This window comes from Micromonospora hortensis (genome assembly GCF_022230935.1).
Classification (GTDB): Bacteria; Actinomycetota; Actinomycetes; order Mycobacteriales; family Micromonosporaceae; genus Micromonospora; species Micromonospora hortensis.
The window spans coordinates 37444-61448 of the sequence record NZ_JAKKFE010000018.1 but is presented as its reverse complement, the minus strand read 5'-3'; the positions used below and the strand labels follow the sequence as shown (position 1 = coordinate 61448).

The 24005-nt window shown below is 71.2% G+C and carries 18 protein-coding genes; 7 read left to right on the top strand and 11 right to left on the bottom strand.

Features of this window, described 5'->3' with window-relative positions; genetic code table 11:
- Nucleotides 1-6 precede the first annotated feature (6 nt).
- Nucleotides 7-2133 carry a PhoX family protein gene (locus NIE111_RS13980; protein ID WP_238684795.1) on the bottom strand — a complete coding sequence of 709 codons (2127 nt, stop codon included), beginning with the start codon at nt 2131-2133 and terminating at the stop codon, nt 7-9.
- Nucleotides 2134-2359: 226 nt separating this feature from the next.
- On the opposite strand from NIE111_RS13980, the gene NIE111_RS13975 reads away from it, so the two are divergent.
- Together NIE111_RS13975 and NIE111_RS13970 are read left to right on the top strand one after the other, a co-directional pair.
- Complete coding sequence (locus tag NIE111_RS13975) at nt 2360-2875, top strand: sigma-70 family RNA polymerase sigma factor (RefSeq protein ID WP_051708644.1); 516 nt, start codon at nt 2360-2362, stop codon at nt 2873-2875.
- On the top strand, nt 2872-3588 hold the full coding sequence (locus NIE111_RS13970) for an anti-sigma factor family protein (protein ID WP_238684794.1): 717 nt from the start codon (nt 2872-2874) through the stop codon (nt 3586-3588). Before NIE111_RS13975 ends, NIE111_RS13970 begins: the two co-directional genes overlap by 4 nt.
- Nucleotides 3589-3709: 121 nt before the next feature.
- Here the strand turns inward: NIE111_RS13970 and rarD are convergent, their stop codons facing one another.
- From rarD to eccE, 4 genes are all read right to left on the bottom strand, one after another.
- Nucleotides 3710-4636 (bottom strand): EamA family transporter RarD, encoded by a 927-nt coding sequence (gene rarD / locus NIE111_RS13965; protein ID WP_238684793.1) that lies wholly within the window; start codon nt 4634-4636, stop codon nt 3710-3712.
- Nucleotides 4633-5130 carry a GNAT family N-acetyltransferase gene (locus NIE111_RS13960; RefSeq protein ID WP_238684792.1) on the bottom strand — a complete coding sequence of 166 codons (498 nt, stop codon included), beginning with the start codon at nt 5128-5130 and terminating at the stop codon, nt 4633-4635. The genes rarD and NIE111_RS13960 overlap by 4 nt, the downstream gene beginning before the upstream one ends.
- Nucleotides 5131-5257: 127 nt before the next feature.
- A complete protein-coding gene (locus NIE111_RS13955) occupies nt 5258-5644 on the bottom strand; it encodes a phage holin family protein (RefSeq protein ID WP_091395522.1) in 387 nt (128 codons plus the stop codon).
- A gap of 62 nt (nt 5645-5706) precedes the next feature.
- A complete protein-coding gene (gene eccE, locus NIE111_RS13950; protein ID WP_372488331.1) occupies nt 5707-7755 on the bottom strand; it encodes a type VII secretion protein EccE in 2049 nt (682 codons plus the stop codon).
- A 203-nt stretch (nt 7756-7958) separates the two neighbouring features.
- On the opposite strand from eccE, the gene NIE111_RS13945 reads away from it, so the two are divergent.
- Together NIE111_RS13945 and NIE111_RS13940 are read left to right on the top strand one after the other, a co-directional pair.
- Complete coding sequence (locus tag NIE111_RS13945; protein WP_238684790.1) at nt 7959-8279, top strand: WXG100 family type VII secretion target; 321 nt, start codon at nt 7959-7961, stop codon at nt 8277-8279.
- 21 nt (nt 8280-8300) lie between these two features.
- On the top strand, nt 8301-8594 hold the full coding sequence (locus NIE111_RS13940; RefSeq protein ID WP_238684789.1) for a WXG100 family type VII secretion target: 294 nt from the start codon (nt 8301-8303) through the stop codon (nt 8592-8594).
- A 148-nt stretch (nt 8595-8742) separates the two neighbouring features.
- Here the strand turns inward: NIE111_RS13940 and mycP are convergent, their stop codons facing one another.
- On the bottom strand, nt 8743-9966 hold the full coding sequence (mycP, locus tag NIE111_RS13935) for a type VII secretion-associated serine protease mycosin (RefSeq protein WP_238684788.1): 1224 nt from the start codon (nt 9964-9966) through the stop codon (nt 8743-8745).
- A 152-nt stretch (nt 9967-10118) separates the two neighbouring features.
- Between mycP and NIE111_RS13930 the strand changes: the two genes are divergently transcribed.
- Entirely contained in the window at nt 10119-12917 is a 2799-nt protein-coding gene (locus NIE111_RS13930) for an SseB family protein (protein ID WP_238684787.1), read from the top strand.
- Nucleotides 12914-13279 carry a UCP033725 family protein gene (locus NIE111_RS13925; protein WP_238684786.1) on the top strand — a complete coding sequence of 122 codons (366 nt, stop codon included), beginning with the start codon at nt 12914-12916 and terminating at the stop codon, nt 13277-13279. Before NIE111_RS13930 ends, NIE111_RS13925 begins: the two co-directional genes overlap by 4 nt.
- A gap of 4 nt (nt 13280-13283) precedes the next feature.
- On the opposite strand, the gene NIE111_RS13920 is transcribed toward NIE111_RS13925, so the two are convergent.
- The 4 genes from NIE111_RS13920 to acs all read right to left on the bottom strand — a co-directional run bounded on the left by NIE111_RS13920 (nt 13284) and on the right by acs (nt 22206).
- Nucleotides 13284-14216, bottom strand: coding sequence for an alpha/beta fold hydrolase (locus NIE111_RS13920; protein WP_112638703.1), 933 nt, complete (start codon nt 14214-14216; stop codon nt 13284-13286).
- Nucleotides 14217-14406: 190 nt separating this feature from the next.
- The gene (locus NIE111_RS13915; RefSeq protein WP_238684822.1) at nt 14407-16845 is read right to left on the bottom strand and encodes an immune inhibitor A domain-containing protein; all 2439 of its coding nucleotides are present in this window, start codon (nt 16843-16845) and stop codon (nt 14407-14409) included.
- Nucleotides 16846-17178: 333 nt separating this feature from the next.
- Nucleotides 17179-19974 (bottom strand): immune inhibitor A domain-containing protein, encoded by a 2796-nt coding sequence (locus NIE111_RS13910; protein WP_238684785.1) that lies wholly within the window; start codon nt 19972-19974, stop codon nt 17179-17181.
- Nucleotides 19975-20241: 267 nt separating this feature from the next.
- Nucleotides 20242-22206 carry an acetate--CoA ligase gene (gene acs, locus NIE111_RS13905; RefSeq protein WP_238684784.1) on the bottom strand — a complete coding sequence of 655 codons (1965 nt, stop codon included), beginning with the start codon at nt 22204-22206 and terminating at the stop codon, nt 20242-20244.
- A gap of 220 nt (nt 22207-22426) precedes the next feature.
- On the opposite strand from acs, the gene NIE111_RS13900 reads away from it, so the two are divergent.
- The gene (locus tag NIE111_RS13900; protein ID WP_112585724.1) at nt 22427-23173 is read left to right on the top strand and encodes a Fic family protein; all 747 of its coding nucleotides are present in this window, start codon (nt 22427-22429) and stop codon (nt 23171-23173) included.
- An 18-nt stretch (nt 23174-23191) separates the two neighbouring features.
- On the opposite strand, the gene NIE111_RS13895 is transcribed toward NIE111_RS13900, so the two are convergent.
- On the bottom strand, nt 23192-23995 hold the full coding sequence (locus tag NIE111_RS13895) for an HAD family hydrolase (protein WP_030486293.1): 804 nt from the start codon (nt 23993-23995) through the stop codon (nt 23192-23194).
- Nucleotides 23996-24005 lie beyond the last annotated feature (10 nt).

Below are 24005 nucleotides of genomic sequence, written 5' to 3'. Positions count from 1 at the left end.
ACGACGTCAGCTGCCCACCGGGCCGCCGTCGAGGCGCCAGGTGACCACCACGCCCGGCTTGGCGTAGTCACCGTCCGGCCAGTTCGAGGCCGGGTTCTCCACCGAGGCCCCGGTGATCTCGCCCGGGTGCTGTACGGCGACGAAGACCGAGCGGTTGTCGCCGGTGATGAACGGGCCGCAGGTCTCCGCGCCGAGCGGCACCGTCAGGAACTGCTTGAGGTGACCCCGCTCCGGACCCTCCACGGCGGTGGCGAACAGGCCGTCGTTGCTGCCCAGCGCATTGCCGTCGGTGGAGATCCAGAGGTTGCCGGTGGCGTCGAAGGCGACGTTGTCCGGGCAGGAGATCGGGGAGACCTTGGTCTTGTCGTACCCCGCGAAGAAGGTCGACGGGTCGGTCGGGTCGCCGCAGACGATCGGCAGCGACCAGGCGAAGGTCTCCGCGGTGTTGTCGTTGCGGTCCTCGACCAGCTCCAGGATCTGCCCGTGCTTGTTGGCGGTGCGCGGGTTGGCCTCGTCCGCCTTCGGGTTGCTGCCGACGCCCCGGTTGGTGTTGTTCGTCAGCGCCACGTACACCTTGCCGGTGAGCAGGCTCGGCTCGACGTCCTCGGGTCGGTCCATCTTGGTCGCGCCGACCTTGTCGCCGGCGAGCCGGGTGAAGGTGAGCACGTCCGCGGCGGTCATCCCGTCGACGAACGAGCGGTTGCCGCTGACCAGCCTGATCCAGCGACCCCGACCGTTGAACGCGCCGTCGGTGGGGAGCTTGCCCGAGCCGTCGATCTCGGCGGCGCTGGTCTGGTCGAGCTTCGCCACGTACAGCGTGCCGGACTCCAGCAGTGTCAGGTTGTGCTTGCGGGCAGCCCAGGAGTTGCCCTTCATGAACTTCTTGTCCGAGACGAACTTGTAGAGGTAGTCGAACCGCTCGTCGTCGCCCATGTACGCGACCACGTGACCGTCCTTCGCCACGATCACGTTGGCGCCCTCGTGCTTGAACCGGCCCATCGCTGTGTGCTTGCGCGGGCGGCTCTCCGGGTCGAACGGGTCGATTTCGACGACCCAGCCGAACCGGTGTGCCTCGTTGGGGTGCTTCGCCAGGTCGAAGCGCTCGTCCGCGCGCTCCCACTTGCGGCTGCCGCTGGGGTAGCGGCTGGCGGTGCCGATGCCGTACCGGTCCAGCTTCGGCTTCAGCTCGGCCGGGACGGCGTCGGCGCCCACGAAGTACTGGTTGAAGTTCTCCTCGCCGGAGAGGACCGTGCCCCACGGGGTCACGCCACCGGCGCAGTTGTTCAGCGTGCCGACGACAGTGCGGCCCCTGGGGTCGGCGGCGGTCTTCAGCCAGGCCGAGCCGGCGGCCGGGCCGGTCAGGTCGAACTTGGTGCTCAGGGCGGTGACCCGCCGGTTGTACGGCCGGGGGCCCTTCCCGACCGGCTTCCACTGCCCGGTGCCCGCGACCCGCTCAAGCTCCACCACCGACATGCCGTGCGCGGCCATCGCGGTGCGCAACTGCTCCACGGAGAGCCCGTCCAGGCCGGGGAAGCCTGGGAACATCAGGTCCTCGTTCGTGTACTCGTGGTTGACCACGAGCAGCGCCCGCTTGCCTTGCTTGTCCAGCGGCAGCACGCCCACGAAGTCGTTGTTGTACCCGAACTGCCTGGACTGCGCGGCGGCGGTCTGGTGGTGCAGGTCGAACTCCGGCGCGCCCGGCAGCACCGGGTCACCCCACTTGATCACCACGGCGTGGTCGTAGCCGTTCGGTACGACAAGGGTGTCCAGCTTGTTCGGTGGGATCGGCTTGAAGGTCAGCGCGCCGCTGCCGACCCCGGTGCTGGGACGACCGAACCCGACGTTCTCCGGAACGTCCGGGGCGGTCGGGGCCGCCATGGCCGGGGCCGCCCCGGCGAGCGCGCCGGCTGCCGCGCCGCCGAAACCGAGCACCAACGCGCCGACAGCGCCGGCCCGGACCACGCCACGCCGCGACACCTCGGCGTTCACCACGTCACCGAAGTACGCGTTGTCGGAGGTGTTCGGGACCGGGTGGTCACACGCGTTTCCGCACCGGTACAGGCAGGTCATGGCATCACGGGTGCCATGGCGGGTGCCGTTCAACAGGGGGAGCAGCCGGGGACGGTCGCTCATGGGGGAGGCCTCCAGAGAAGTCGGTGGCACGACAGGCGGCGTACCAGCCGGACGCTAAGAGGACGCGGTGAGCGCTCGTCAGCCGCGATGTGAACCAGGCATGAACACCTTCGTCGGCGGCGTCACCACGCCACCGGTCTGACCTCGGGCTGAACCGATCGGCGTGACAGCACGTATTCCCGAGCGAACGCACCGCCGGACGCGCGCCGGAAGCGAGGAGACCGCCATCAGCGACCACGACGCCCAACTGCTCCGCGCGCTGCACGACGAGCACGCGGAGGCGCTGTACGCCCATGCCCTGCGGCTGGTCAACGGGGACCGGCAGCGGGCCGAGGACCTGGTACAGGAGACGCTGCTGCGGGCCTGGCGACATCCGGAGTCTCTCGACCCGAGACGCGGATCGGTGCGGTCCTGGCTGTTCACCACCGCGCGCAACCTGGCCATCGACGCCTGGCGGCGCCGATCCACCCGCGTCGGTGAGGTGTTCACCGACGATCTGCCCGAACCGCCCGAGGTGATCGACGAGGCCGAACGGGCGGTGGAGGCGTGGACCGTCGCCGAGGCGCTGAACCGGCTCAGCCCGACCCACCGGGAAGTGCTTGTCGAGTGCTTCTACCAGGGGCGGTCGGTGGCCGAGGCGGCGTCCCGCCTGGGCGTGCCGCCAGGGACCGTGAAATCCCGCACCCACTACGCGCTGCGGTCTCTACGGTTGGTCCTGGCCGAGATGGGGGTGACGGGATGACCCGGTGCGAGTTCGCGTATGACGACGGCGCGTACGTGCTGGGCGCCCTGGCCCCCGCCGAACGGGCGGCCTACGAGCGGCACCTCGGCGGGTGCGCCTCGTGTCGGGAGGCGGTCGCGGAGATCGCCGTCCTGCCCGGGTTGCTCGGACGCCTCGACCCGGCGGGGTTGGAGCAGATCCTGCCGCCGCCGGCCCCGCCCCGGGTACCCGCGCTGCTCGACGAGGCCCGCCAGCGCCGCCGTCGGGAACGCGCCGCGGACCGGCGACGATACGCACTGACCACACTGGCCGCCGCCGGGCTGGCGCTGCTGGTCGGTGTGGGCACCGCAGTGGCGCTGCCTCGAACGGTCGACCCGTCCGGGCCGCCCGGCGCGCAGGGCAACCCGACCCCGCAGGTGTCGATGGTGGCCATGCGACCGGTGGCCGCCGCCGGGCCGGTGCACGCCGACCTCGGGCTCACCGGCACCAAGTGGGGCACCGAGGTGAGAATGCGTTGCGGGTACGACGCGCGGACGAGCTACGGCAAGGCGTACCCGTTCCGGCTGGTGGCGCGTGGTCCGAACGGCGCCACCGAGCAGATCGGCTCCTGGTTGGCGGCGCCCGGCGACGACCTCAGCTTCACCGGCGCGACGAGGTTCACCGACGCCGAGCTGGTCAGCGTGGAGCTGCAGAAAGCCGACGGCACGCCCCTCCTGACCTACGCCGTCCCCTAACCCACCCCGCCCCACCCCGCCCCGCCCCGCCCAACCCCGGTCCTCCGCGATCTTGCACTTTCTGCTGTTCCATAAGGGGCAGATCAGGCATATCGACGACCGAAACTGCAAGATCGCGGGGTCAGGGGGTGGGGAGGGGGGTGGGGACAGGGGTCTGGTGGCGGGACTGGCGGGTGCGGCGGGAAGCTCGGACGGCGTCGGCGGTGAAGACGATCAGAGCCAGCCAGACCAGCGCGAAGCCGGCCAGGCGGGCCGGCGGCATCGGCTCGTGGAAGATCAGCACCCCGCAGCCGAGCTGGAGGATGGGCGCCAGATACTGGATCATGCCTAGGCTGCTCAGGGGCAGTCGGTTGGCCGCCCCGGCGAACAGCAACAGCGGGATCGCCGTGGCCGCGCCGGCCAGCACCAGCAGCGCTGTGTGCCCGGCCGAGACGTGCCCGAAGGTCAGGTCGGCCTTCGCGGTCAGCCAACCCAGGTAGCCCAACGCCGGCAACGCCAGCACCGCCGACTCGACGAAGAGCCCCTCCGCCGCCGGCAGCCCGAGCCGCTTCTTCACCAGGCCGTAGCCGGCGAAGCTGAACGCCAGGGTCAACGCCAGCCAGGGCAGCCGGCCGTAGTCCACTGTGAGCACCGCGACCGCCGACGCGCCGATCCCCAGCGCCACCCACTGCGCCGGGCGTAGCCGCTCCCGCAGCACGGTCACCCCGAGCAGCACCACCACCAGCGGGTTGATGAAGTAGCCGAGCGCCGTCTCCACCACCCGGTCCGAGTTGACCCCGTAGATGTAGGTGCCCCAGTTGACAGCGATCAGCGCGGCGGCGGCGACGATCCCCGCCATCGCCCAGGGGCGGCGCAGCAGCGCCCGCAGGAAGCCGACGTTGCGCAGCGCCGCCAGCAGCAGGGCCACGAAGAGCACCGACCAGACGATCCGGTGGGCCAGGATCTCCAGCGGGCCGGCGGGTCGCAGCAGCTTCAGGTAGAGCGGAAAGAAACCCCAGAGCAGGTACGCGCCGAGGCCGTAGAGATATCCCAGGCGGAGTGGCGTCACGCCTCCACCGTAAGGGGCGTAGTGCTGCTTTGTTCCTTTCCGGTGATCGGGGTCACCGGGGGTCGCCGGTCCAGCTGCATCCAGCGTTGCGGCGCGTCCAGCGGGGTGAAACCCACCCCCGCGTACACCTGGTGGGCGTCGTTGGTGCAGAGCAGGATCCGGCGTACGCCCAGCTCGTCCAGGTGGTCGCGGACCGCGCCGGCCAGCCACCCGCCCAGCCCGCGACCTCGGGCGGCCCGGTCGACGTACACGTCGCAGAGCCAGGCGAAGGTGGCGCCGTCAGTGACGACCCGGGCCACAGCGACCTGCCGGCCGTCCTCCGGCCGGTAGATGCCGAACGGCAGCGAGCCGGCGAACGACCGCTCCGTGGTCTCCCGGTCCCGTCCGAGCGCCCAGTACGCGTCGGTGGACAACCAGTGGTGCACCAGGTCCAGGTCGATCCGCGCCGGATCGGTGCTGAGCAGGTGGCCGTCGGGAGAGGTCAGCGAGAACATGCTGCGACGCTAACCGCCGAGGTGGGCGGTCCGGCCGCCACATTCCCGAACTCTGGTCATCGGCCCGCCGGGGCCCGACCGAGGTCGGAGCCCCGGACGGACCGGGTCGGTGCTGGTTGGTCGGCGATCAGTCGCGGTCGAGGACGGCGCCGAGGATCCAGGTCACGATGCTCACGAAGAGGGCGCCGAGCACTGCCGCCGGCCAGAAACCGTCCACCGAGAACGGCAGCCCGGCCTGATCGGCGATCCAGCTGGTGAGCAGGAAGAGCAGCCCGTTCACCACCAGGGCGATGAGACCCAGGGTCAGCAGGTAGAAGCCACAACCGACGGTCTTGATGATCGGCTGGAGAACCGCGTTGACCACGCCGAAGATCACCGCCACCAGGAGCAGCGTGGTCACCGTCTCGGTGGCCGAGTTCGAATCCAGGGAGATGCCCGGGATGAGGAGCGTGGCCAGCCAGAAAGCCAGAGCTGTGCTGGCCAGCCGGATCAGCAGACCTTTCAGAAAACCCATGGCGGGGATCGTGCCACGGACACCGCACCGACGTAACCCGCCAGCTGGCCGTCCCGGTGGAATCAGCCCCGCGTCGGCGGGCCGATCAGTTGCGCCTCGATCGGAGTGGGGGAGAGTAGTGCCCACCGCAGCGCCCGACGGTTGACCACGGCCACCATGTCCTCCCGGATCCGGGTCAGCCACTCGGCCGAGCCGCCCAGCCCCAGCGCCGCTCCGGCCAGGGTGGCCTCGGTGGAGGTCAGTGGCTGGAGCAACGCCAGGTCGGCGCGGCTCAACGCGTCCACATCGGCCGGGGTCAGCTCGTCGCGTACCACAAGGGTGGCCCGCCACGGTGGGCCCGGCGCTGCCTCGCCCGCCACCGGCCCGGCGTCGACGATGAGCAGCAACGGACGCAGCGCGGTGCCCACCCCGTCGGCGACCGCCCGACCGGGAGGGAGCAACGGGATCGTGCCACCCGGCGCGCCAACCCCTCGGATGAACGGCTCCCAGGCGCGTGGCCGGGCGGTCTGCACCACCACCAGGGCGCCGAGGGCCAGGGCGCGCAGGGCCACCAGCTGGGCTGCCCGCACCCCGCCGACCAGCAGCACGCGGGTGCTCTCCGGCCGGAACAGTCGCACGGTGACGGCTCGGCCGTGTCGATTGGTGCCGACCATCATTCCCGCGTCGCCCAGGGACAGCTCCCAGGCGTCCACAGCCGGGCCGGGTCGCGCTCCGGGCACCGGTGAGCGGGGCTGCGCCCCGGGTGCCGACAGCGCCAACGGCAGCGTGGCGGCCAGCCCGCTCAGGTGGGCGCCGTCGAGTCGGCGTAGCTTTCCGCCCAGGTCGGTCACCAGGCGGGTCAGCGCCTCGGTGGCCGCCACCAACTCAGCCGCCGTCCCGGCGGCCAGGCGTACGGTCAGCTCGGTCGGCACTCCGCTGGCCGCCGGCGGACCCGACGACGCCGACATCGTCGGCGACGGGCCTGAGCAGATCGACACCGTCGTGGCCGTCGCCGGCAGCGCGAGCAGGCGGGGCACCAGCCGGCGGGTAGCCGCAGCGCCCGCATCGGGCCAGTGGAGCAGTCGGAAGGTGGCCTGGACGAGAGTGCCGGACCGGATCGCCGGCCAGGACTCCCGAACCGGTTCGCCATCGTGGTGGGCCAGCTCGCCCAGGACGCGCAGTGCCGCCGGCACCCCGAGCGGCCGCGCGGCCAACGGCCCGAGCCGGCGGACGATCCGGCGAACCGTGCCGGCGAGTACCCGCCGCAGGTCCTCCTCGGACCAACCGTTCACCCGCAGCACCCGGACCGCCACCACCGCACGCTCACGCCCGGCGAGCCGCCCGTCGGTGAGCTGCCGGTACGACGTGCCGATAGTGCCACCCGCGCTCGGCACCGGCGCCGGCGCACCGGCGAGCAGCAGTTGGATCAGCAGCGGGGGCTGGTCCGGCCCGGTCGGCGGGAGCAACGCGGCCGGGGCGGGGATCGCCTGGGACACGTCGCCCAGCAGGTCGCCGGGGTCGCCGAGCTCCAGGAGCGCGACCATGCCGGTGGTGTCCTCCAGGACGGCGGCCGGCCCGCCGGTCAACTCGGTCGAGCGGACCACGGTGCCCGGGGCGACCAGGTCGAGCAGTTCGGCCGCGTCCGCTGGCCCGGCCAACACCCGTCGACGGGTGAGGTGCCCGATGGCGGTGCCCAGCCACTCGAACAGCCACCGCCCTCGCACCGGCACCCAGGCGCAGGCCACCAGCAGCACGGCCACCAGGACGGCCGCCGCGACGACCGGCGCGGGTCGGCCGAGGGTGACGAGCACGAGCGCCGCCGCGACCTGTGCGGCGACCAGTTGGCCGGCTCGCGCTCCGGCAGCCGCACGACGGCCGAGTGCGACCCAGTGGGCCACCGGCGACCGGCGACCGGGGGTGCGCTGATCGACCGACAGCGAGCCGCTGTGGGTGGATCGCCCCGGCCCGCCCATCAGTGGGGAGGCACCTGTCTCGGATCCGGTCGGGGTCGGCGGGTGCGGCCCTCCGGTGGTGATCGCCGGCACCGTGCCTCCTCGACCAGTGGGGACCGGGTCGGGCGGCCGGCCGCCCTCCGGCGGCCCGTCACGCGCCGCGACGTGGCTGCGGCACATCGTAAGCGACCGATGGCCGCCTCGGTTGTCCACAGGGGAAGCCGGCGGGGTAGCAGAACTGCTACGAGGTCGCTACCGTCAGCCACGAAGTCCTTCGCTGACCCGTGTCTCAGTGCTCGACGACCGGGCCAAGCGACGACGCGTCGCCACGGGGTGGGCGCGTCGACGGCCAGGTGCGATCCGAGAGACGAGGTGACGTCCGGATGTCCCAAACCAAGGCAGAAGCAGCGGTGATGCAGCAGACTGCCGCGAAGTTCGAGCAGGTGGACCAGTCGTTGCAATCCATGCTGACCGGCCTGCTGGCCGAGCTGGAGGTGTTGCAGCAGGCGTGGCGTGGCGCTGGTGGCCGGTCGTTCGAGCAGGTCAAGCAGCAGTGGTCACAGGACCAGACGGCGCTGCACCGCGCGCTGCGCGAGACCGCCGGTGCGATCCGCACCGCCGGTCGGCAATACCACGCGTCCGACGACGAGGTGGCCAGCCGGGTGGCCGGCACCAACCGCGGCGGCATCCAACTGCCGCTCTGATCCCGCTGGGGAGGGAATCCAATGGACAATGGTGTGCTGGTCGTCAACTTCGCCGCGCTGCAGCAGGCCGGCGCTGACATTCAGAAGGCGTTGAACACCCTCGACGCGCAACTCGGCCAACTCGAACGCGACGCCGCCCCGCTGGTGGCGAGCTGGACGGGCGACGCGCGGCAGGCCTACGAGCAGCGGCAGGCGCGGTGGCGTTCGGCCTCGCAGGACCTGCAGGGGATGCTGCGTGACATCAGGTTGGCGGTGAACGACTCCGCCACCGACTACCTGGACACCGAAAAGAAGAACACCGGGCTGTTCCAGTGAGCGAATTGGGTCGGGAGCGCTGACCGTGTCCGGGTCGGCGCCCCGCCCGCCGCCGGTCGGCGGTCAGGGCCGCGCGCGGGCGGGCTCGGGCCGCGCACCGACGGGCTCAGGCCGCGCACCGACGGGCTCAGGCCGCGCGCGGGCGGGCTCAGGCCGGGTCGGCCGGGCGCCAGCGTCGACGGGCGCCCCGAGGCACCACCAGGGCGAGCAGCGCCACTGTGACCGCCGTGATGCCGGCCACCGCGCCGACCAGCAGGGCTCGGTCCCGCGCGGCGGCCCGGCGGGCCTGGTGGGCGAGCTGCGCCGGGTCGGCCCGGTCGTCGGCGAGGGCGGCGACCGGCCGCGCGCCGGCCGCACGGCCGCCGCTGGTCTCGGTGACCGCCCGGTAGGGGTTCAACACGCCGGCGCCGTACCCGCCGCCCCGGCCCGAGCCCGGAGCTGGATCGGCGGTAGCGATGATCCGCTCCGCCACCTGGGCTGCGGTCAGCTCCGGCCGGTACTGCCGCAGCAACGCGGCGGTGGCGGCCACGAAGGGCGCCGCGTAACTGGTGCCCTCGACCCGATGATGGCCGGCGCCGGGTGCGGCGGTCAGCACCTCGCTGCCCGGGGCCACGAGGTCGACGTACGGGCCGGTCTGCGAGAACGTCGCCCGCGCGCCGTCCGCCCCGATCGCGCCCACACCGAGCACCCCGTCGTAGCCGGCGGGGAAGGGTCGGGGATCCCCGCTGTCGTGCAGATTGCCGGCGGCGGCCACCAGCACCACGTCCCGGTCGACCGCGTACCGCACGGCCGAACGGACCTCCGGGTCGTCCGCGTACAGGACCACGGACAGGTTCACCACGTCGGCGTCATGGTCGACGGCCCACCGGATGGCCCGGGCGAACTCGTCGGCGCTGACCGTACGCCCCGACTCCCGCCCCTGCACCACCTGCTGCTCACTCACCCGCACCGGCAGGATTCGGGCACCCGGCGCCAGACCGCGGAAGGCGACGTCGGAGCGGGGCGCCGCGGCGATGATGCTCGCCACACCGGTGCCGTGCCCGGCGCAGTCCCGACCGCCGTCCCCGCCGGGGTCGAGCAGGTCCGTGCCGGCCAGCACCCGCCCAACCAGCTGCGGGTGCACGCGGTCAACCCCGGAGTCGACCACCGCGACGGTCACCCCGGCGCCGGTGGCCAGCAACGCGAGCCGCGCCGGGTCGTACCGTTGCTGTGGCCAGGGCCTGGCCGCGACCGGCCGGACGGGGGCGAGTGGTGTCGCGCAGGCCGGTGCCGCCCGAAGCCCGGCGGTGGCGGCGACTGTCGGAAGGGCCGGTACGGTCAACAGGCTGGCGGCCAGACCTGCGAGGACCGGGCGCGTTATCGATCCGGACATCGACACCCTCCGTATCGTATCGGCTCCGGAACGGGATGTTATCGCCTCCTCCTGGCCCTGGCAGGCCGCCGCCGGCCAGCCATTGTGATCTTGGTACCACCTTGTAGGTTGTACGCGATACCTGTGGCCTGTTCTCGGAAGGGGAGGTGGCCGTGACCGCATGGGAGCCGGCCACGGAGGCCGAGGTGGCGATGCGCGACGCGCTGCGCGCCAACGACCAGGAGCTGTACTTCAGGGTCCTGTCCCGCACCGATGTGCTGCTGCCGGTCTCCGCGCCGACGCAGCCCGGCCAGCCACCCGCCGGATGGGGCACCTGGACCACCGGCGGCCGGACCCACGTCCTGGCCTTCACCTCCGCCGCCGCCCTGCGAGCCTGCCTCGGCGATCACGCCGGCAGCAACCGACGCATCCCCTTCGCGGACCTCGCGGCCAGTTGGCCCAACCACGAGTGGTGGCTCGCCGTCAATCCGGGTCTACCGGTCGAGGGTTACCTGCCGGCCTGGTTCGTGTCGCAGCTGTCCCGAGGTGACGTGCGACTGCCCGGCCGCGCCATGGGTGCCCGCGCCCGCCTGGAACGCGCCGAGACGTTGGCCCGCACCCGGCCCGGCATGCCAGCTCGGGACTCCGCGCCAGCCGCCGGATCGCGCCCTGCGACGGGGGCGGCCTCGTCCGGCCCCGATGGTGCTCCGCTCACACCCCACAGGCCCAGCCGGAGCGGTGCCCCCCGAGTGGGTGCCCCGCCGGCACCGGGCCCGGCGCCCCGGCCGCCCGTTCCCGCTGAGCCGCCGCGCCGGTCCGGCGACGAGGGCCTGCCCGCCGCCGGTCAGCGGCACCCCACCGAGCCGCCCCGGCCCACACCGGGCGCCGAAGCCCTGCCCCGCACCGGCCGGCAGTCCCGTTTCACCCCGTTGGCGACCGCCGGCCCCACCACCGACCAGGCCGGGCCCGGCGCTGGTTGGCCGGCAGCGACCCGGCCGGGCGACGTCGACGGCCCCGCTCCGGCCAACGGCAACGCCGGCCCCCAGGCCGCGCCTCGGCGCTCCTTCTTCGACCCCAGCCCGACCCGCGACCCGGCCGCGAGTGGGGGACGCCCCGGTGACCGGGCTGCCCCGCCGACCCGGTTCGGGCGAGGCAGCCAGCCCTTTCCTCGCCGCCGTCCGGCCGACGCGCCGGCCGACGAGACCGCGACGCGAGCCTTTCCGATGGCGGCGGACCCGGCAGCCACCCAGCCGATACAACGGCCAGGAAGTGGCCTCGGCGCGTCCCGCGGGACGGACGCGCCGCCATCCGGCGAGGAGATCACCCAGCCGCTGCCGCCGCGCCGGCACAACCCACTCGCTGAGGAGCCCACCCGCGCGTTCCGGGTGACCGGCGAGCCACCCCTGATCGGTGCGCCCGGGCGGCCATCGGCGGAGGAGACGCAGGCGATTCCCCAGGACCGGCCGGGCCGGTTCGAGCCGACGGAGGATCTGCCGGCGTCAGTCGCGGAACCGGTCTCCGGGCCGCCCGCGCCGCGCCGCGGCTTCACGCCCATCGTCATCGAGGGCACGATCATCGAGTCCCGCGACCTCACCGACCCGGTCGAGAGCAGCGCTCCGGTCGACGCGCCCCGGCGGCCCAGCCCCGCCGAGGCCGCCCCGCCGCCGTTCGGCTCGACGTCCTCCGACCCGGGCCTGTTCGGCCCGTCGTCCTTCGGTTCCAGCCCGTCCGGGCCCCCGTCGTTCAGCCCCGCTCAGCCGGCCCCGAGCCCATCCGCCCCGCACCCCGTGGTTCCGACAGAGGTCGGCGCAGCCGGCGGTGGCCTGGGCGACCCGCGGATCGACGACCGCGTCGACGCCCCGCTCCAGGACGACCGCGCCGACAGTGCTGTCTCGTCGGTGGGCCCGGCCGGTACGGACCAGGCCGACGGCGAGGGCAGCGGCGCGAGCGTGAGCCCGAGCGACGTTCCGCGCTCGCCGGCCGACGAGCCGGCGCCGGTCGAGTTCGAGCCCGCCAACACGGTCGAGGAGGACCTGCTCAGCGCCGCAGGCTCGGGCAGCACCGACACGTTCCTGTCCACCCTCCTGCTGGCCCGGGTGCTACTGCCGGCGGCACCGGAATCGGTGCGGGGAAGCCGCCCCGGGGATCCCGGCTTCGTCTGGCGTACCGGACAGCTCGACGGCGAGACGTACGTGGTGGTCTACACGTCGTCGGAGCGCCTCGCCGACCATGTCGAGGGGGACGTCGACACGGTCCGGGTGAAGTTCGCCCAGCTGATCCGGCGCTGGCCCGACGAGGACTGGTCGTTCGCCGTCAACCCGGGCACGCCGGTGGGTGCCAAGTTGCCCGGCGAGCAGATCGTCGCGTTGGCCAACTGGGCCGCCGAGGTCGGGCTCGGGGACGACCTGGAAGTGGACCAGGTGGAAGCGCCGGCCGTGGCCGAACCCGCCGCCCGTCCCCGGTACGCCCCAGCGGCGGTCGACCCGACCCGCCCGACGGTCATGCAGAAGGCGATCGCCCCCAGCCAGCTCGCGTACTACCTGGATCGTGGGTACGACAGGGTGTCCGGGTTCGTGCACCGGGCCGGTGAGCTGTCCCACCTGACCACACCGGCTCAGCTGCACGAGGCGCTGGGCCTCAGCTACCCCGGCTCGCCGTTCGCCCCGGACGCCGAGGAGATCTACGTGCTGCGCTGGCCGGCGCACCGGCCGAGTCTCTACCGCATCCCGTACGGCGGTCAGAACGAGCCGGCGATGCGGGCCATGGAGGGCTGGGTCATCGAACGTCCGCCGTTCCGGGGCAACGGCTTCGCCCCGGGTGAGAGCAGCGACGTGGTGGCGGAGTTCAAGGTGGACAGCGCACGGCTGCCGCACGGCGCCCAGCTCTGGCGCATCGGCGCGGACGGCAGCGAGCGGGTGGTCGCGGAGCTGGACACCGACTCGGTCACCTGGCGACGGGTCGGGGAGGCGTGATGCGCGACGGTTACGTGGCTCGTTGGCAGGGCCGGGAATACCAGGCCAGCCCGGACGGCGACGACATCCGCCTCTACCAGCCCGAGCCGGGCGACGGCTTCGAGGAGGTCCGCGCGGGCCGCTACGTCCGCGTGCTGCCGGCGAGCGAGATCGAGGATCTGGCGTACGTGCGGACCACCTGCACCTGGCAGGGGCAGCCGTTCATCGTGCTCGGCAAGCACGACGCCTGGTTGCGGGTGGAATACACCGGTGGTCGCTGGCCGGTGGCCGAGGCGATGCGACTGGAGGTCTTCGACTTCGGCGTCTACCAGGGTTGGGCGCCGGCCGCCGAGGTCACCGACCTGCGGGAGCAGCGGGTCTGACCGGTCAGGTCTTCGCCCACCGCAGGATCTCGCCGAGCACCAGCTCCGGTGCCTCCAGGTGTGGGAAGTGCCCCACCCCGTCGAGCAGCCGCCACTCGTACGGGGCGACGACGTACCGGCCGGAACCCAACGCGGTGCGCGGCAGGGAGGCGGTGTCCAGGGCACCGTGCAGTTGCAGGGTCGGGGTGGACAGTGGCTTCTGCATCAGGCGGACGAACCGGTAGCCGTGCAGTCGCAGCAGCGAACGGAACGCCCAGCGGTAACCCTCCAGCGCGCAGAACGCGGCCTGCGGGATGCACATCGCCTCCCGGCACCGCTCGGCGTACGCCTCGAAGTCCGGCCCGGCCACCCACTGTGGGCCGCCCCAGCGGCGCATGATCTCGCCGACTGCCGCAGCGCCGTCGCGGGTCAGGACGTGCTCGTAGCGGGGTAGCTGGAACTTCAACGCCGGTGTGGAGGCGGTGAACTGCCCGCGTGGGTCGGCGAAGATGGCGGCGCGCAGTCGCAGTGGGTGCGGCGCCCCCAGCACCACGAGCCGGCGGACCAGGGACGGGTGGAACGACGCCACCGTCCAGGCCACCATGCCGCCGAGGCCGCTGCCGACGATCGTCGCGGATCGTTCACCGAGCGCGCGGATCAGCCCGGCGATGTCGGCGGCGAGGGTGTAGCCGTCGTACCCCCGGGGTGGTTTGTCGCTGGCCCCGTAGCCGCGTAGGTCGACGGCGACCGCCCGGAAGCCGGCGTCGGCGATCGCCGGCAACATCTGGTGCCAGGCCCACCAGTGCTCCGGGAAGCCGTGCAGGAAGAGCACCATCGGCCCGGTGCCGCCCTCGACCACGTGGAACCGGCTGCCGTTGGCGCCGACGAAACGGTGCGTCCACGGCCCCTCGGTGAGGACACAGGACTCGTCGACGGCCCCGCCGCGCTGGTCGGTCATGGCAGACAGCCTAGGACCCGGTTGCCGCGGGCGACCCTGGTGGTCGCGTTGAACAGGGGAAAGCCCCGGGTAGTCCCGGAGCGGGACCGGGGTCCGGCGGGCGGAACCAGCGGCACAAGGGCCGGACAAAGGGCGACGCCCCGGGCAGATGACCTGCCCGGGGCGTCGCTGGTTGGTGCGGGATCAGTGGTCAGCTGACCCGGATCTTCATCGAGGTGCCGTCCTGCTCCAGAACCTTGATCTTGACACCGGCCGCGGGGAGCTTGACGCCGTGGTTCGGCAGCTCCTCGTAGAAGTACTTCTTGGTGTCGTCGAACAGCGGCTCAGCGGCCTGGCCACGGATGTACTGCGGCTGGCTGTTGAGGTGCAGGGTGAACGAGTCGGCCTTGTTCAGGCTGAACGGTGCGTCGTACATCTGGACGCGGGCCCGCCACGGAGCGCCGGTCAGGTTGTAGATCGGGCGCGGGTGCGCGTCGATGTACAGGTTGCGACCCTCACCGGGGTGACCACCCGGGTTGGTCGGGGATGCCGGGGCGGTGTTGTTGTCGTCCCAGCGGGTGTTCCAGTACGAGATGAGCAGGCCCTCCTGGTACGCGTAGTGGTCCACCCAGTCCGGGCGGGTGTTCGCGTAGCCGAAGAAGTACGGGCCGGTCTTCAGGTACTTGTCGTACGAGACGTACGAGCGGTTGCCAGCGATGTAGAAGTTGTCGAACTCGTCGGTGTACGTGGCACCGACGACCTCCCAATCCTCGAGCGCCCAACCCGCGTCGGTCTCGGCACCGTCGCTGAGCACGGTCTGGCCGTCGGCGGTCACGGTGATCGCGTCGCCGAAGAAGCCGCCCTCGGACACGCCACCGTCGGTGACGTAGTGCAGGCGGACCTGCGCCACCTTGCCGGCCAGCGTGTTCAGCGGAATGTTGATGTCCGCCCAGGCGCCGTTGCTGCTGCCATCGAGGGCGGGGCGGCCGGCGCCGTCGACGCCGATCGGCTGGCCGTTGACGGTGCCGTCCAGATCGGTCCAGGTCTGACCACCGTCGGTCGACGCCTCGAAGTAGAGGTAGTCGTAGGTCTCCTCGATGCTGTACTTGCCCTTGAGCGACAGCGCCGCCGCGGACTTACCGGTGAGGTCGAACGTCCTCGTCATGGTGCCGTCGAGGTTGTCCTTGTTGCCGGAGAAGTACTGCTTCGAGCCCTCGAACGGCGCGCCGTAGTTGAAGGTGTACTCCCGCTTCGGCAGCACGACCACGACGGCCTGTGCCTTCTTCGAGTTGTACTCCTGCGGGCCGAGCTCCATCGTGCGCTTCTGCCCCGCCACGACAACCTCGTAGTCGAGCCAGCCGAGCTGGAACTTGTTCCATGCCCCGAGGTCGCCGCCACGGTCGCCGATGCCGGCGTCGTTCTTGGCGCCGAGCCGGCTCTGGGCCATCAGGGTCCAGTGCTCGTTGCTGTTGTCCGCCGGGCCGTAGTCGTCCGGCAGGCCCAGGTCGTGGCCGTACTCGTGGTAGAAGACGCTGCGGCCGCCGTTTTCCGGCTGGATCGTGTAGTCGCGGATCCAGACGCCGGTGTTGCCGATCTGGGTGCCGCCGATCGGGAAGTTCGGCGGGCCGACGGGCGAGCTGTTGAACGCCGACCAACGGTGGCTCCAGATCGCGTCCTCACCCTGCTGCGGGTCACCGTCGGCCTGGTCGCCGCCGGAGTGGACGATCTGGAAGTGGTCGATGTAGCCGTCCGACTCGTTGAAGTCGCCGTCACCGTCGTAGTCGAAGCGGTCCCACTGGTCGAAGGACTTCATCTCGGCGGTGATCTGCGCGTCCGTCCGGCCCTTGGCCTTCTGGTCGGCGACCCACTGGGTGGCGGCGTCGGCGATCAGGTTCCAGGTGTTCGGGCAGACGTTGTCGGCGCAGACGGCGGGGTCGCCGGTCGGGTCGTCGTCGGCCTTCGGGTCGTCGGAGCGACCGTAGCGGGCCTCGTTGTACTTGACCTTGACCCAGTCGGTCACCTCACCCTCGACGGTGTAGCGACCCGAGGACTGGGCCTCGTAGTACTGCTTGAGCGACTCGTCGCCCGGGTTGGTGCCGAAGTAGAGCTGGCGGAAGTGCTCCGGGCTGAAGTCCGGTTGCCAGATGGTGGAGTTGTCCACGGCCCGGTTGGGCTCGGGGATCTTGTTGTGCAGCGGTCCCTCGAACGTCGCCGGTCCGGCGACGTCCGGGTTCATGTCCTTGTCCGGGTAGGACGGGTGCCGCTCGTCACCGAACTCGGCCAGGATCACGAAGATCTTGTCGGTCCGCTCACGCTTGAGTTCGACGTACTGATCCCTGGTCTGCGCGGCGGCGCCGGCGCGCGCGCGGGCGTTGGCGCCCGTTCCGCCCGCCTTGCCGACCTCGCCGACCTTGACAACAGTGCTTCCGTTGCGCTCGATCGGCTTGCTGCGACCGGTCAGCACGTCGCTGAGACCCTGCTGACGCAGCGCGCGGCGCTTCTCCTCGAGCTTGTCGGGGAGCTCATCCTGCAGTGACTGCGGTTCGGCAGCGGCCGGTGCTGCTGCCGGCAGTTTGGGCTGAGGCGCCGCCGAGGCGGACGGGCCGAAAGCCAGGCCTGTCGCCGTCAGTGAGAGCCCGAGCAGACCCACTGCGACTTTGCGCACGTGGTACCTCCGGTGTGAGGGAACCGGCCCAACGGGGGTACAGGCCGGTGGGAGATCGATCCCACTAGTGGGACCATTGGTGAACATAGTTACTGGCGGGACGGGTGGGAAGACGAACGCGTCGATTTGTTGCAAGATTTTGTTGGGAATGCTTTTCACCGTCACACCCCGCCGGTTCATCAGCCCCGCTGACCAGCGCGGCCCCGGACGCGAACGTATACAACGACATTTTTCGATCAATCTTTGCGCACATACGACAGTGGGGCCGGCAGCGTCTCCGCCACCGGCCCCACCGTCAGTTCGCGATCCGTGAAACCGTTACTTCTTGGCCGGGGTCACGTAGATCATGGCCGACGAGTTGTCCCCGGCAGCCTTCTTGATCGTCAGCGAGACGCCGTAGTTCACGCCCTGGTCGCCGGGGTTTCCGGTGCCCAGCACGATCGCGCCACCGCCCAGGGTCACGCCGTAGAACTCCGGCGCCGGGCTGCCGTCCGGGTTGGTGACCCGGGTGGTGTACGGCGCGTTGTCACGCGACGGCAGGACCACCGACGCGTCGTTGTCCCGGGCGTAGGCAGCACCATCGCGCATCTCGATGCCCGGGTACCAGCCCTTGGCGTCGGTGAACGCCTTCACCGGCGGCAGTCCCTTGAACTTCGTGCAGTACGCGCTGTACGGCTCGTCCGCCGCCTCCAGGCACTCCGTGAACGGGTACGTCCGGTTCAACGTGAAGGCCGCGTTCGAGGACTGCGGGCGGCTCGGCAGGTTGTCCGTCACCGACGGGTCCTTCACGGCCGCCTCACCGGTGCGCCGCAACGGGTCGAAGTGCGAGTCGACGATGAGCAACCCGCCCTTAGCGCCGTAGCTGGGCAGCGAGGTCATCTGCCCGGTGACGTGGTTGACGTCGCCGAGCGCGGTGTCCCGGTACCAGACCAGCATGCCCGGGGCGTTGTAGGAGATCCGGTCGACCTTCCACGCCTCGTGCGAGTAGATGGTGTCGTAGGCGTACTTCAGGCCCTTGTCGAAGCCGTCGAAGTTGCGCCACTCCGCCAGGTAGTACTGGGCGTGCACCTCGGTGCCGCTGGAGACCTTCCAGCCGCCACCGGTGGTGTCGACGAAGGTGCCGCCGGTGGCCGTCCAGCCGTTGTCGCCGCCCTCGACGTCGTCACTCCAGGTGGTGGCGCCGCCGCCGGTGACCGAGAAGTCGTCGACGAACCAGTTGCGCTCCTCGAACGCCTCGTCGGTGGCCAGGCGCAGCCGCACCTGGACCGTCGTGCCGGCGTACGCCGACAGGTCGACGTAGTCGTGCCGCCAGCCGTCGGTGCTGCCGGTCAGGCCGTACTTCTTGCCGCCGAAGTCGTTCATGCGGCCGTTCGGGTCCGGGTAGCCGTCCGGCGTGGTGACCACCGTGCCGCCCTCGTCGTACACCTTCTGCTCGGTCCAGGTCGTACCGCCGTCGGTGGAGAGCTCCACGAAGCCGTAGTCCCAGTCCTCCTCGATGATGTAGTTGTTCCACATCCAGAACTTCGAGTCGGCAGCCGCCGGCACGTCGACCGAGCGGCTCAGCTTGACGTCAGCCCACTCCTGGTCGTTGTTGCTGTGCCACATCTTCGTGCCGCTGTGCGGGGTCGCCAGCGTCGTCACCTTGTCCGGCAGGTCGACCTTGATGCCGTCCTCGGAGTCGATCGGGGTGCGCGACGTCTGGCCGAGCTTCACCTCGCGCGGGTTCGACCCGGGGCGGATGGTCAGCGGGTCGGCCCAACCGAGCACCCACTTGTCCCAGATGCCCATGTGCGTCGGCAACGCCTGGAAGATCTCACCCGAGTGCGAGCCCGAGGCCATCAGGTCCCAGAAGTCCACGTCGGAGTCGGCGTTGCCGGACGTGTCGTAGAGGTCCGGCAGACCCAGGTCGTGGCCGAACTCGTGGGCGAAGACGCCGACGCCGGCGTCCTCCGGCTGCACGATGTAGTTCGACGCCTTCAGGTTGGTGCCCGGGATGGTGTAACCACCGGCAACCGTGGAGGAGTGCGCCCACACGGCGTACACGCCCTCGGCGCCGCCACCGCGGGACTTGCCCTGACCGGCGTGCACCAGCACGAGGTGGTCGATCACGCCGTCCGGCTCGAAGACGTTGCCGTCACCGTCGCGGTCGGCCTGGTCCTCGATGTCGTAGTCGGCCCACGGGAAGTTCGGGTCCTTCGCGACGAGCGCGTCGATCGCGTCGGTCGCCAGGCGGCCCGCGCCGGCCGGGTTGTCCGGGTGGCCGTTCATCGACTGCTCACGGCCGGGAACCCACGCGCCGGTCTCGTCCTGGAAGCAGCGGTTGGCCGCGTACCAGCCCTCCGAGTGCGGCACGGTGATCCAAGGGCTGGCCTGCCCGTCCACCGTGTACGCGTTCTTGGACATCTCCAGGTACATGTTGTGCATGGTGCGACCGGACAGGTCGATGCCCTTCTTGCCGTCCGGGCCCTTCAGGTCCGTACGGACCCGCTCGGTGATGCCCTTCTTGCTGTAGAGCATCTTGTTGTAGTGCTGCGGCGAGAAGTCCGGCACCCACATCGAGTTGTTGTCCTCGTGGGGCAGGCGCGCCGGGTCCGGGATCTTGTTGTGCTTCGGGCCGTTCTGGACCGTGCCGGGGACGCAGGTGCGGTCCTCGAACACCGTCTTGGGGACCATCACGCCGGTGAAGTCGTCGTTGGCCTTGTCGTTGAACTCCACCAGCAGCGTCAGCAGCTTCGCCGTCTGGGTGGTCGGGGCCTTCTTGAACTTGCGGGGGTTCTGGCCCGTCTTCAGCGACTTGGCCTCGTCCTTGGCCAACTGCCGTGCGGTCACCGGGTTGCCCCGGGCGTGCTTCTGGTCGAACGCGCGGGCGGACTCCGCGGCAGGGGTGTAGATGCCACCCTTGCCCTTCACCTCACGGCCGGTGGTGTCCGGCTGCACCTCGGGCTCGGCGTAGTTGATGTAGTGCTCGTCGGCCCCGATCACCGCCAGAGGGGTGCCGGACGGCGACTGGGCCGCCGCGCTGCCACTCACGGTCAGTGACGTGGCCGCGAGGGCGATGGCGGGCAGCGCGACGAGTAGTCGTCGGCGCGCCCTGGACTGCGGTTTGTGGTTCATGCCGCTCCGTTTCTCGGGCATGGGGAGGAGGACGTTGGCGTGGCCGACCATCGAAGCGATGTGTGTCGAACTCTTCCAACCTGCGTGAACCTAAAGCACAACCGGCCGAAAGGACAGAGGTGATCTATGCCTGTGCCCGTTCAGCTTCTCCCGACTCCCCCGACCGACCGATGTGACAGTGGCGAGGCGGCACGAACCGTACCCGTAAGACACGACGGAGGGTGGCGGTCCGCACGGACCACCACCCTCCGATGAGTACGCCTACCGTCAGTCCTCGTCGGACTTCGTACCGCTCATCCCCGACGAGATCAGGTCCATCACCGAGGAGTCCTGCAACGTGGTCACGTCGCCCAGCGACCGGTTCTCCGCCACGTCCCGCAGCAACCGGCGCATGATCTTTCCGGAGCGGGTCTTCGGCAGCTCCGGCACCAGCATGATCTGCCGCGGCTTGGCGATCGGGCCGAGCGTCTTCGACACGTGGTTGCGCAGGTCGGCGATGAGCTGCTCGCCCGCCTCACCGGCGATGTCAGTGCTGCCCCGTGGAATGGCGAACGCGACGATCGCCTGACCGGTGGTCGGGTCGGTCGCGCCGACGACAGCCGCCTCGGCCACCGACGGGTGCGACACCAACGCCGACTCCACCTCGGTCGTCGAGATGTTGTGCCCGGACACCAGCATCACGTCGTCCACCCGGCCGAGCAGCCAGATGTGCCCGTCGTCGTCCTTCTTCGCACCGTCGCCGGCGAAGTACATGCCCGGGAAACGCGACCAGTACGTGTCGATGAACCGGTCGTCGTCACCCCAGATGGTGCGCAGCATCGACGGCCACGGCTCGCGCAGCACCAGGTAGCCGCCACCACCGTTCGGCACCGACTGGCCCTGGTCGTCCACCACGTCGGCCACGATGCCCGGCAGCGGCGCCATCGCCGAACCCGGCTTGGCCGCCGTCACCCCCGGCAACGGCGAGATCATGATCGCGCCCGTCTCGGTCTGCCACCAGGTGTCCACCACCGGCAGCTCGCCCCGGCCGATGTGCTGCCGGTACCACATCCAGGCCTCCGGGTTGATCGGCTCGCCGACGCTGCCCAGCAGGCGCAGCGACGACAGGTCGAAGTCCGCCGGGATGTCGTCGCCCCACTTCATCATCGTCCGGATCAGGGTGGGAGCGGTGTAGAGGATGCTCACCCGGTACTTGTCGATGATCTCCCAGAACCGGCCCTTGTGCGGCGTGTCCGGGGTGCCCTCGTACATCACCTGGGTGGCGCCGTTGGAGAGCGGGCCGTACACGATGTAGGAGTGCCCGGTGACCCAGCCGATGTCGGCGGTGCACCAGTAGACGTCAGTCTCCGGCTTCAGGTCGAACACCGCGTGCGTCGTGTACGACGCCTGGGTGAGGTAGCCGCCGGTGGTGTGCAGGATGCCCTTCGGGCGGGCCGTGGTGCCACTGGTGTAGAGGATGAACAGCGGGTGCTCGGCGTCGAACGGCTGCGCGGTGTGCTCGGCCGACGCGGTCTCCACCGTCTCGTGCCACCAGTGGTCCTTGTCGGACCACGCCACATCCTCGCCGGTACGGCGAACCACGAGCACGTGCTCCACCGACGGGGAGTTCGCCACCGCCTCGTCCACAGTGGGCTTCAACGCCGACGGCTTGCCCCGCCGGTAACCACCATCCGCGGTGATCACCACCTTGGCGCTGGCGTCCTGGATCCGGTTGCTCAACGAGTCGGCCGAGAAGCCACCGAAGACCACACTGTGCGCGGCGCCGATCCGGGCGCAGGCCAGCATGGCCACCGCTGCCTCCGGGATCATCGGCAGGTAGATCGCCACCCGGTCGCCGGCGGTCACCCCCAGGTTGGTGAGCGCGTTCGCCGCCCGGCAGGTCAGCTCGTGCAGGTCCGCGTACGTGATGGTGCGGGTGTCGCCCGGCTCGCCCTCCCAGTGGATCGCCACCTTGTCGCCCCGGCCCGCCTCGACGTGCCGGTCCAGGCAGTTGTACGCGACGTTGAGCTGCCCACCCACGAACCACTTCGCGAACGGCGGGTTCGACCAGTCGAGCACCTCATCCCACTTCTTCGACCAGGCCAGCCGATCGGCCTGCTTCGCCCAGAAGGCCAGCCGGTCGGCCTCCGCCTCGGCGTACGCGTCGATGGTGACGTTGGCGTGCGCGGCGAGTTCGGCCGGCGGGGGGAACTGGCGCGTCTCGTTCAGCAGATTGGCCAATGCCTCGCTCATGCCGTGACTCCTCATCCTCGGGGTGACCTGGGTCTCGATGGCACGAGGGTAGTCGCGGGGCCCGCGACCGGCCACGGCTGCCCACCGCCTCGCGCCGAGTGGCCCCCGCCGCGCGCCCGACGGCCCGTCCCCGCCGGTTCGCCCCCCGGGTCGGGTGGTCCGGGTCGCGTTGCGGGCGGGTGCGGCCCGCCACGCCAGGCCGGGTCGTTAGCGTGGCGGGGTGACCACCGACCCGCTCGCCCCGCTGCTCGCGCTCGCCGACATCACCGCCGCCGTCGAGCAGGCCCGCGCGCGGTTCGACCAGGCGCTCGGGCACCGGGCGCTGCGCCGGCACGGTGGACAGGTAGCCGCCGAGGTCAGCCTCCGCTCCGCGGTGGCCAGCGCGGCCCTCGAGGGAGCCGGGCACGAGCGTGAGGCGGTCCGGGCCGGCACCGTCACCGACCCGGTGCTCCAGGGGGCGCTGCGGGTCGCCGGAGCGCTGCCGGGCCTGAGTGAGCTGTGGCCGAAGGCGCCCCGCCAGGCCCTCGCGAAACTGCACGTGCTCGCCGCCCGGGACCTGGTGTCGGAGGCCGAGCTGGGCCGCCCGGTCGCCGACCCCGTGGTCGCCACCCGGCTGGACGGGCTGGCCGGCCTCGTCGCCGGCGGCACGAAGGTCTCCCCGCTGGTGCTCGCCGCTGTCGTACACGGGGAGTTGCTGAACCTGCGCCCGTTCGCCGGGCCGTCCGGCGTGGTGGCCCGTGGGGCCGCCCGGCTGGTGCTGCTCGCCAGTGGCCTCGACCCGCGTGGCCTGCTCCCCGTCGACGTGGGGCACCGCGAGCGGGAGCCCGAGTACGTCGGCGCGGCCGGCGCCTTCGCCACCGGTACCCCGGACGGGCTGCGCTCCTGGCTACGCCACTACATGGCCGCCGTCGAGGTCGGCACCGACCAGCTCACCGCCATCGGAGACGAGATCCTCGCCGCCGCCTGAGCGGTCGGCTGGGTGGGATCAGGCAGTGGTGGCGGCTCGGGTACGACGGTGCCGGCCGTACCAGGCGATGCCGATCGCCACGCCCACCCCGACCCCCAGGGCCGCCGCGGCCACCGGGACCGCAGGACGTTCCCGCAGCCGCCGGCCCAGCGGAATCGGGTGCCGGAACTCCAGCACCGGCCACGCGTTCTCCGAGGCCAGCTTGCGTAGCTGCCGGTCCGGGTTGACCACACTCGGGTGGCCCACGCACTCCAGCAACGGACGATCGCTGTACGAGTCGGAGTAGGCGTACGAATCAGCCAGGTCGTAGTCCCGAGCGGCGGCCAACTCGCTGACCGCCTCGACCTTGCTCGGGCCAGCCGCGTAGAACTCGACCTCGCCGCTGTACCGGCCGTCCCGCACCGTCATCCGAGTGGCGATCACGTCGGTCACCCCGAGCAGCTCGCCGATCGGCCGGACCATCTCCTCGCCGGACGCCGACACCAGCACCACGTCCCGCCCAGCCGCCTGGTGCTCCTCGATCAGGGCGGCGGCTTCGGCGTACACGTAGGGGTTGATCAGCTCGTGCAGCGTCTCCGCGACGATCTGGCGGACCTGCTCCACCTGCCAGCCCTTGCAGAGCGCAGCCAGGTAGTCCCGTGTTCGGGCCATGGTCTGCTCGTCGGTGCCGCCCAGCCGGAACATCAGCTGCGCGTACGCCGACTTGACCACGTCACGCCGGGTGATCAGCCCATCCCGGTAGAACGGACGACCGAACGCCAGGGCGCTCGACTTGGCGATGACGGTCTTGTCCAGATCGAAGAAAGCGGCACTTCGGCCCACGGCGCGAAAG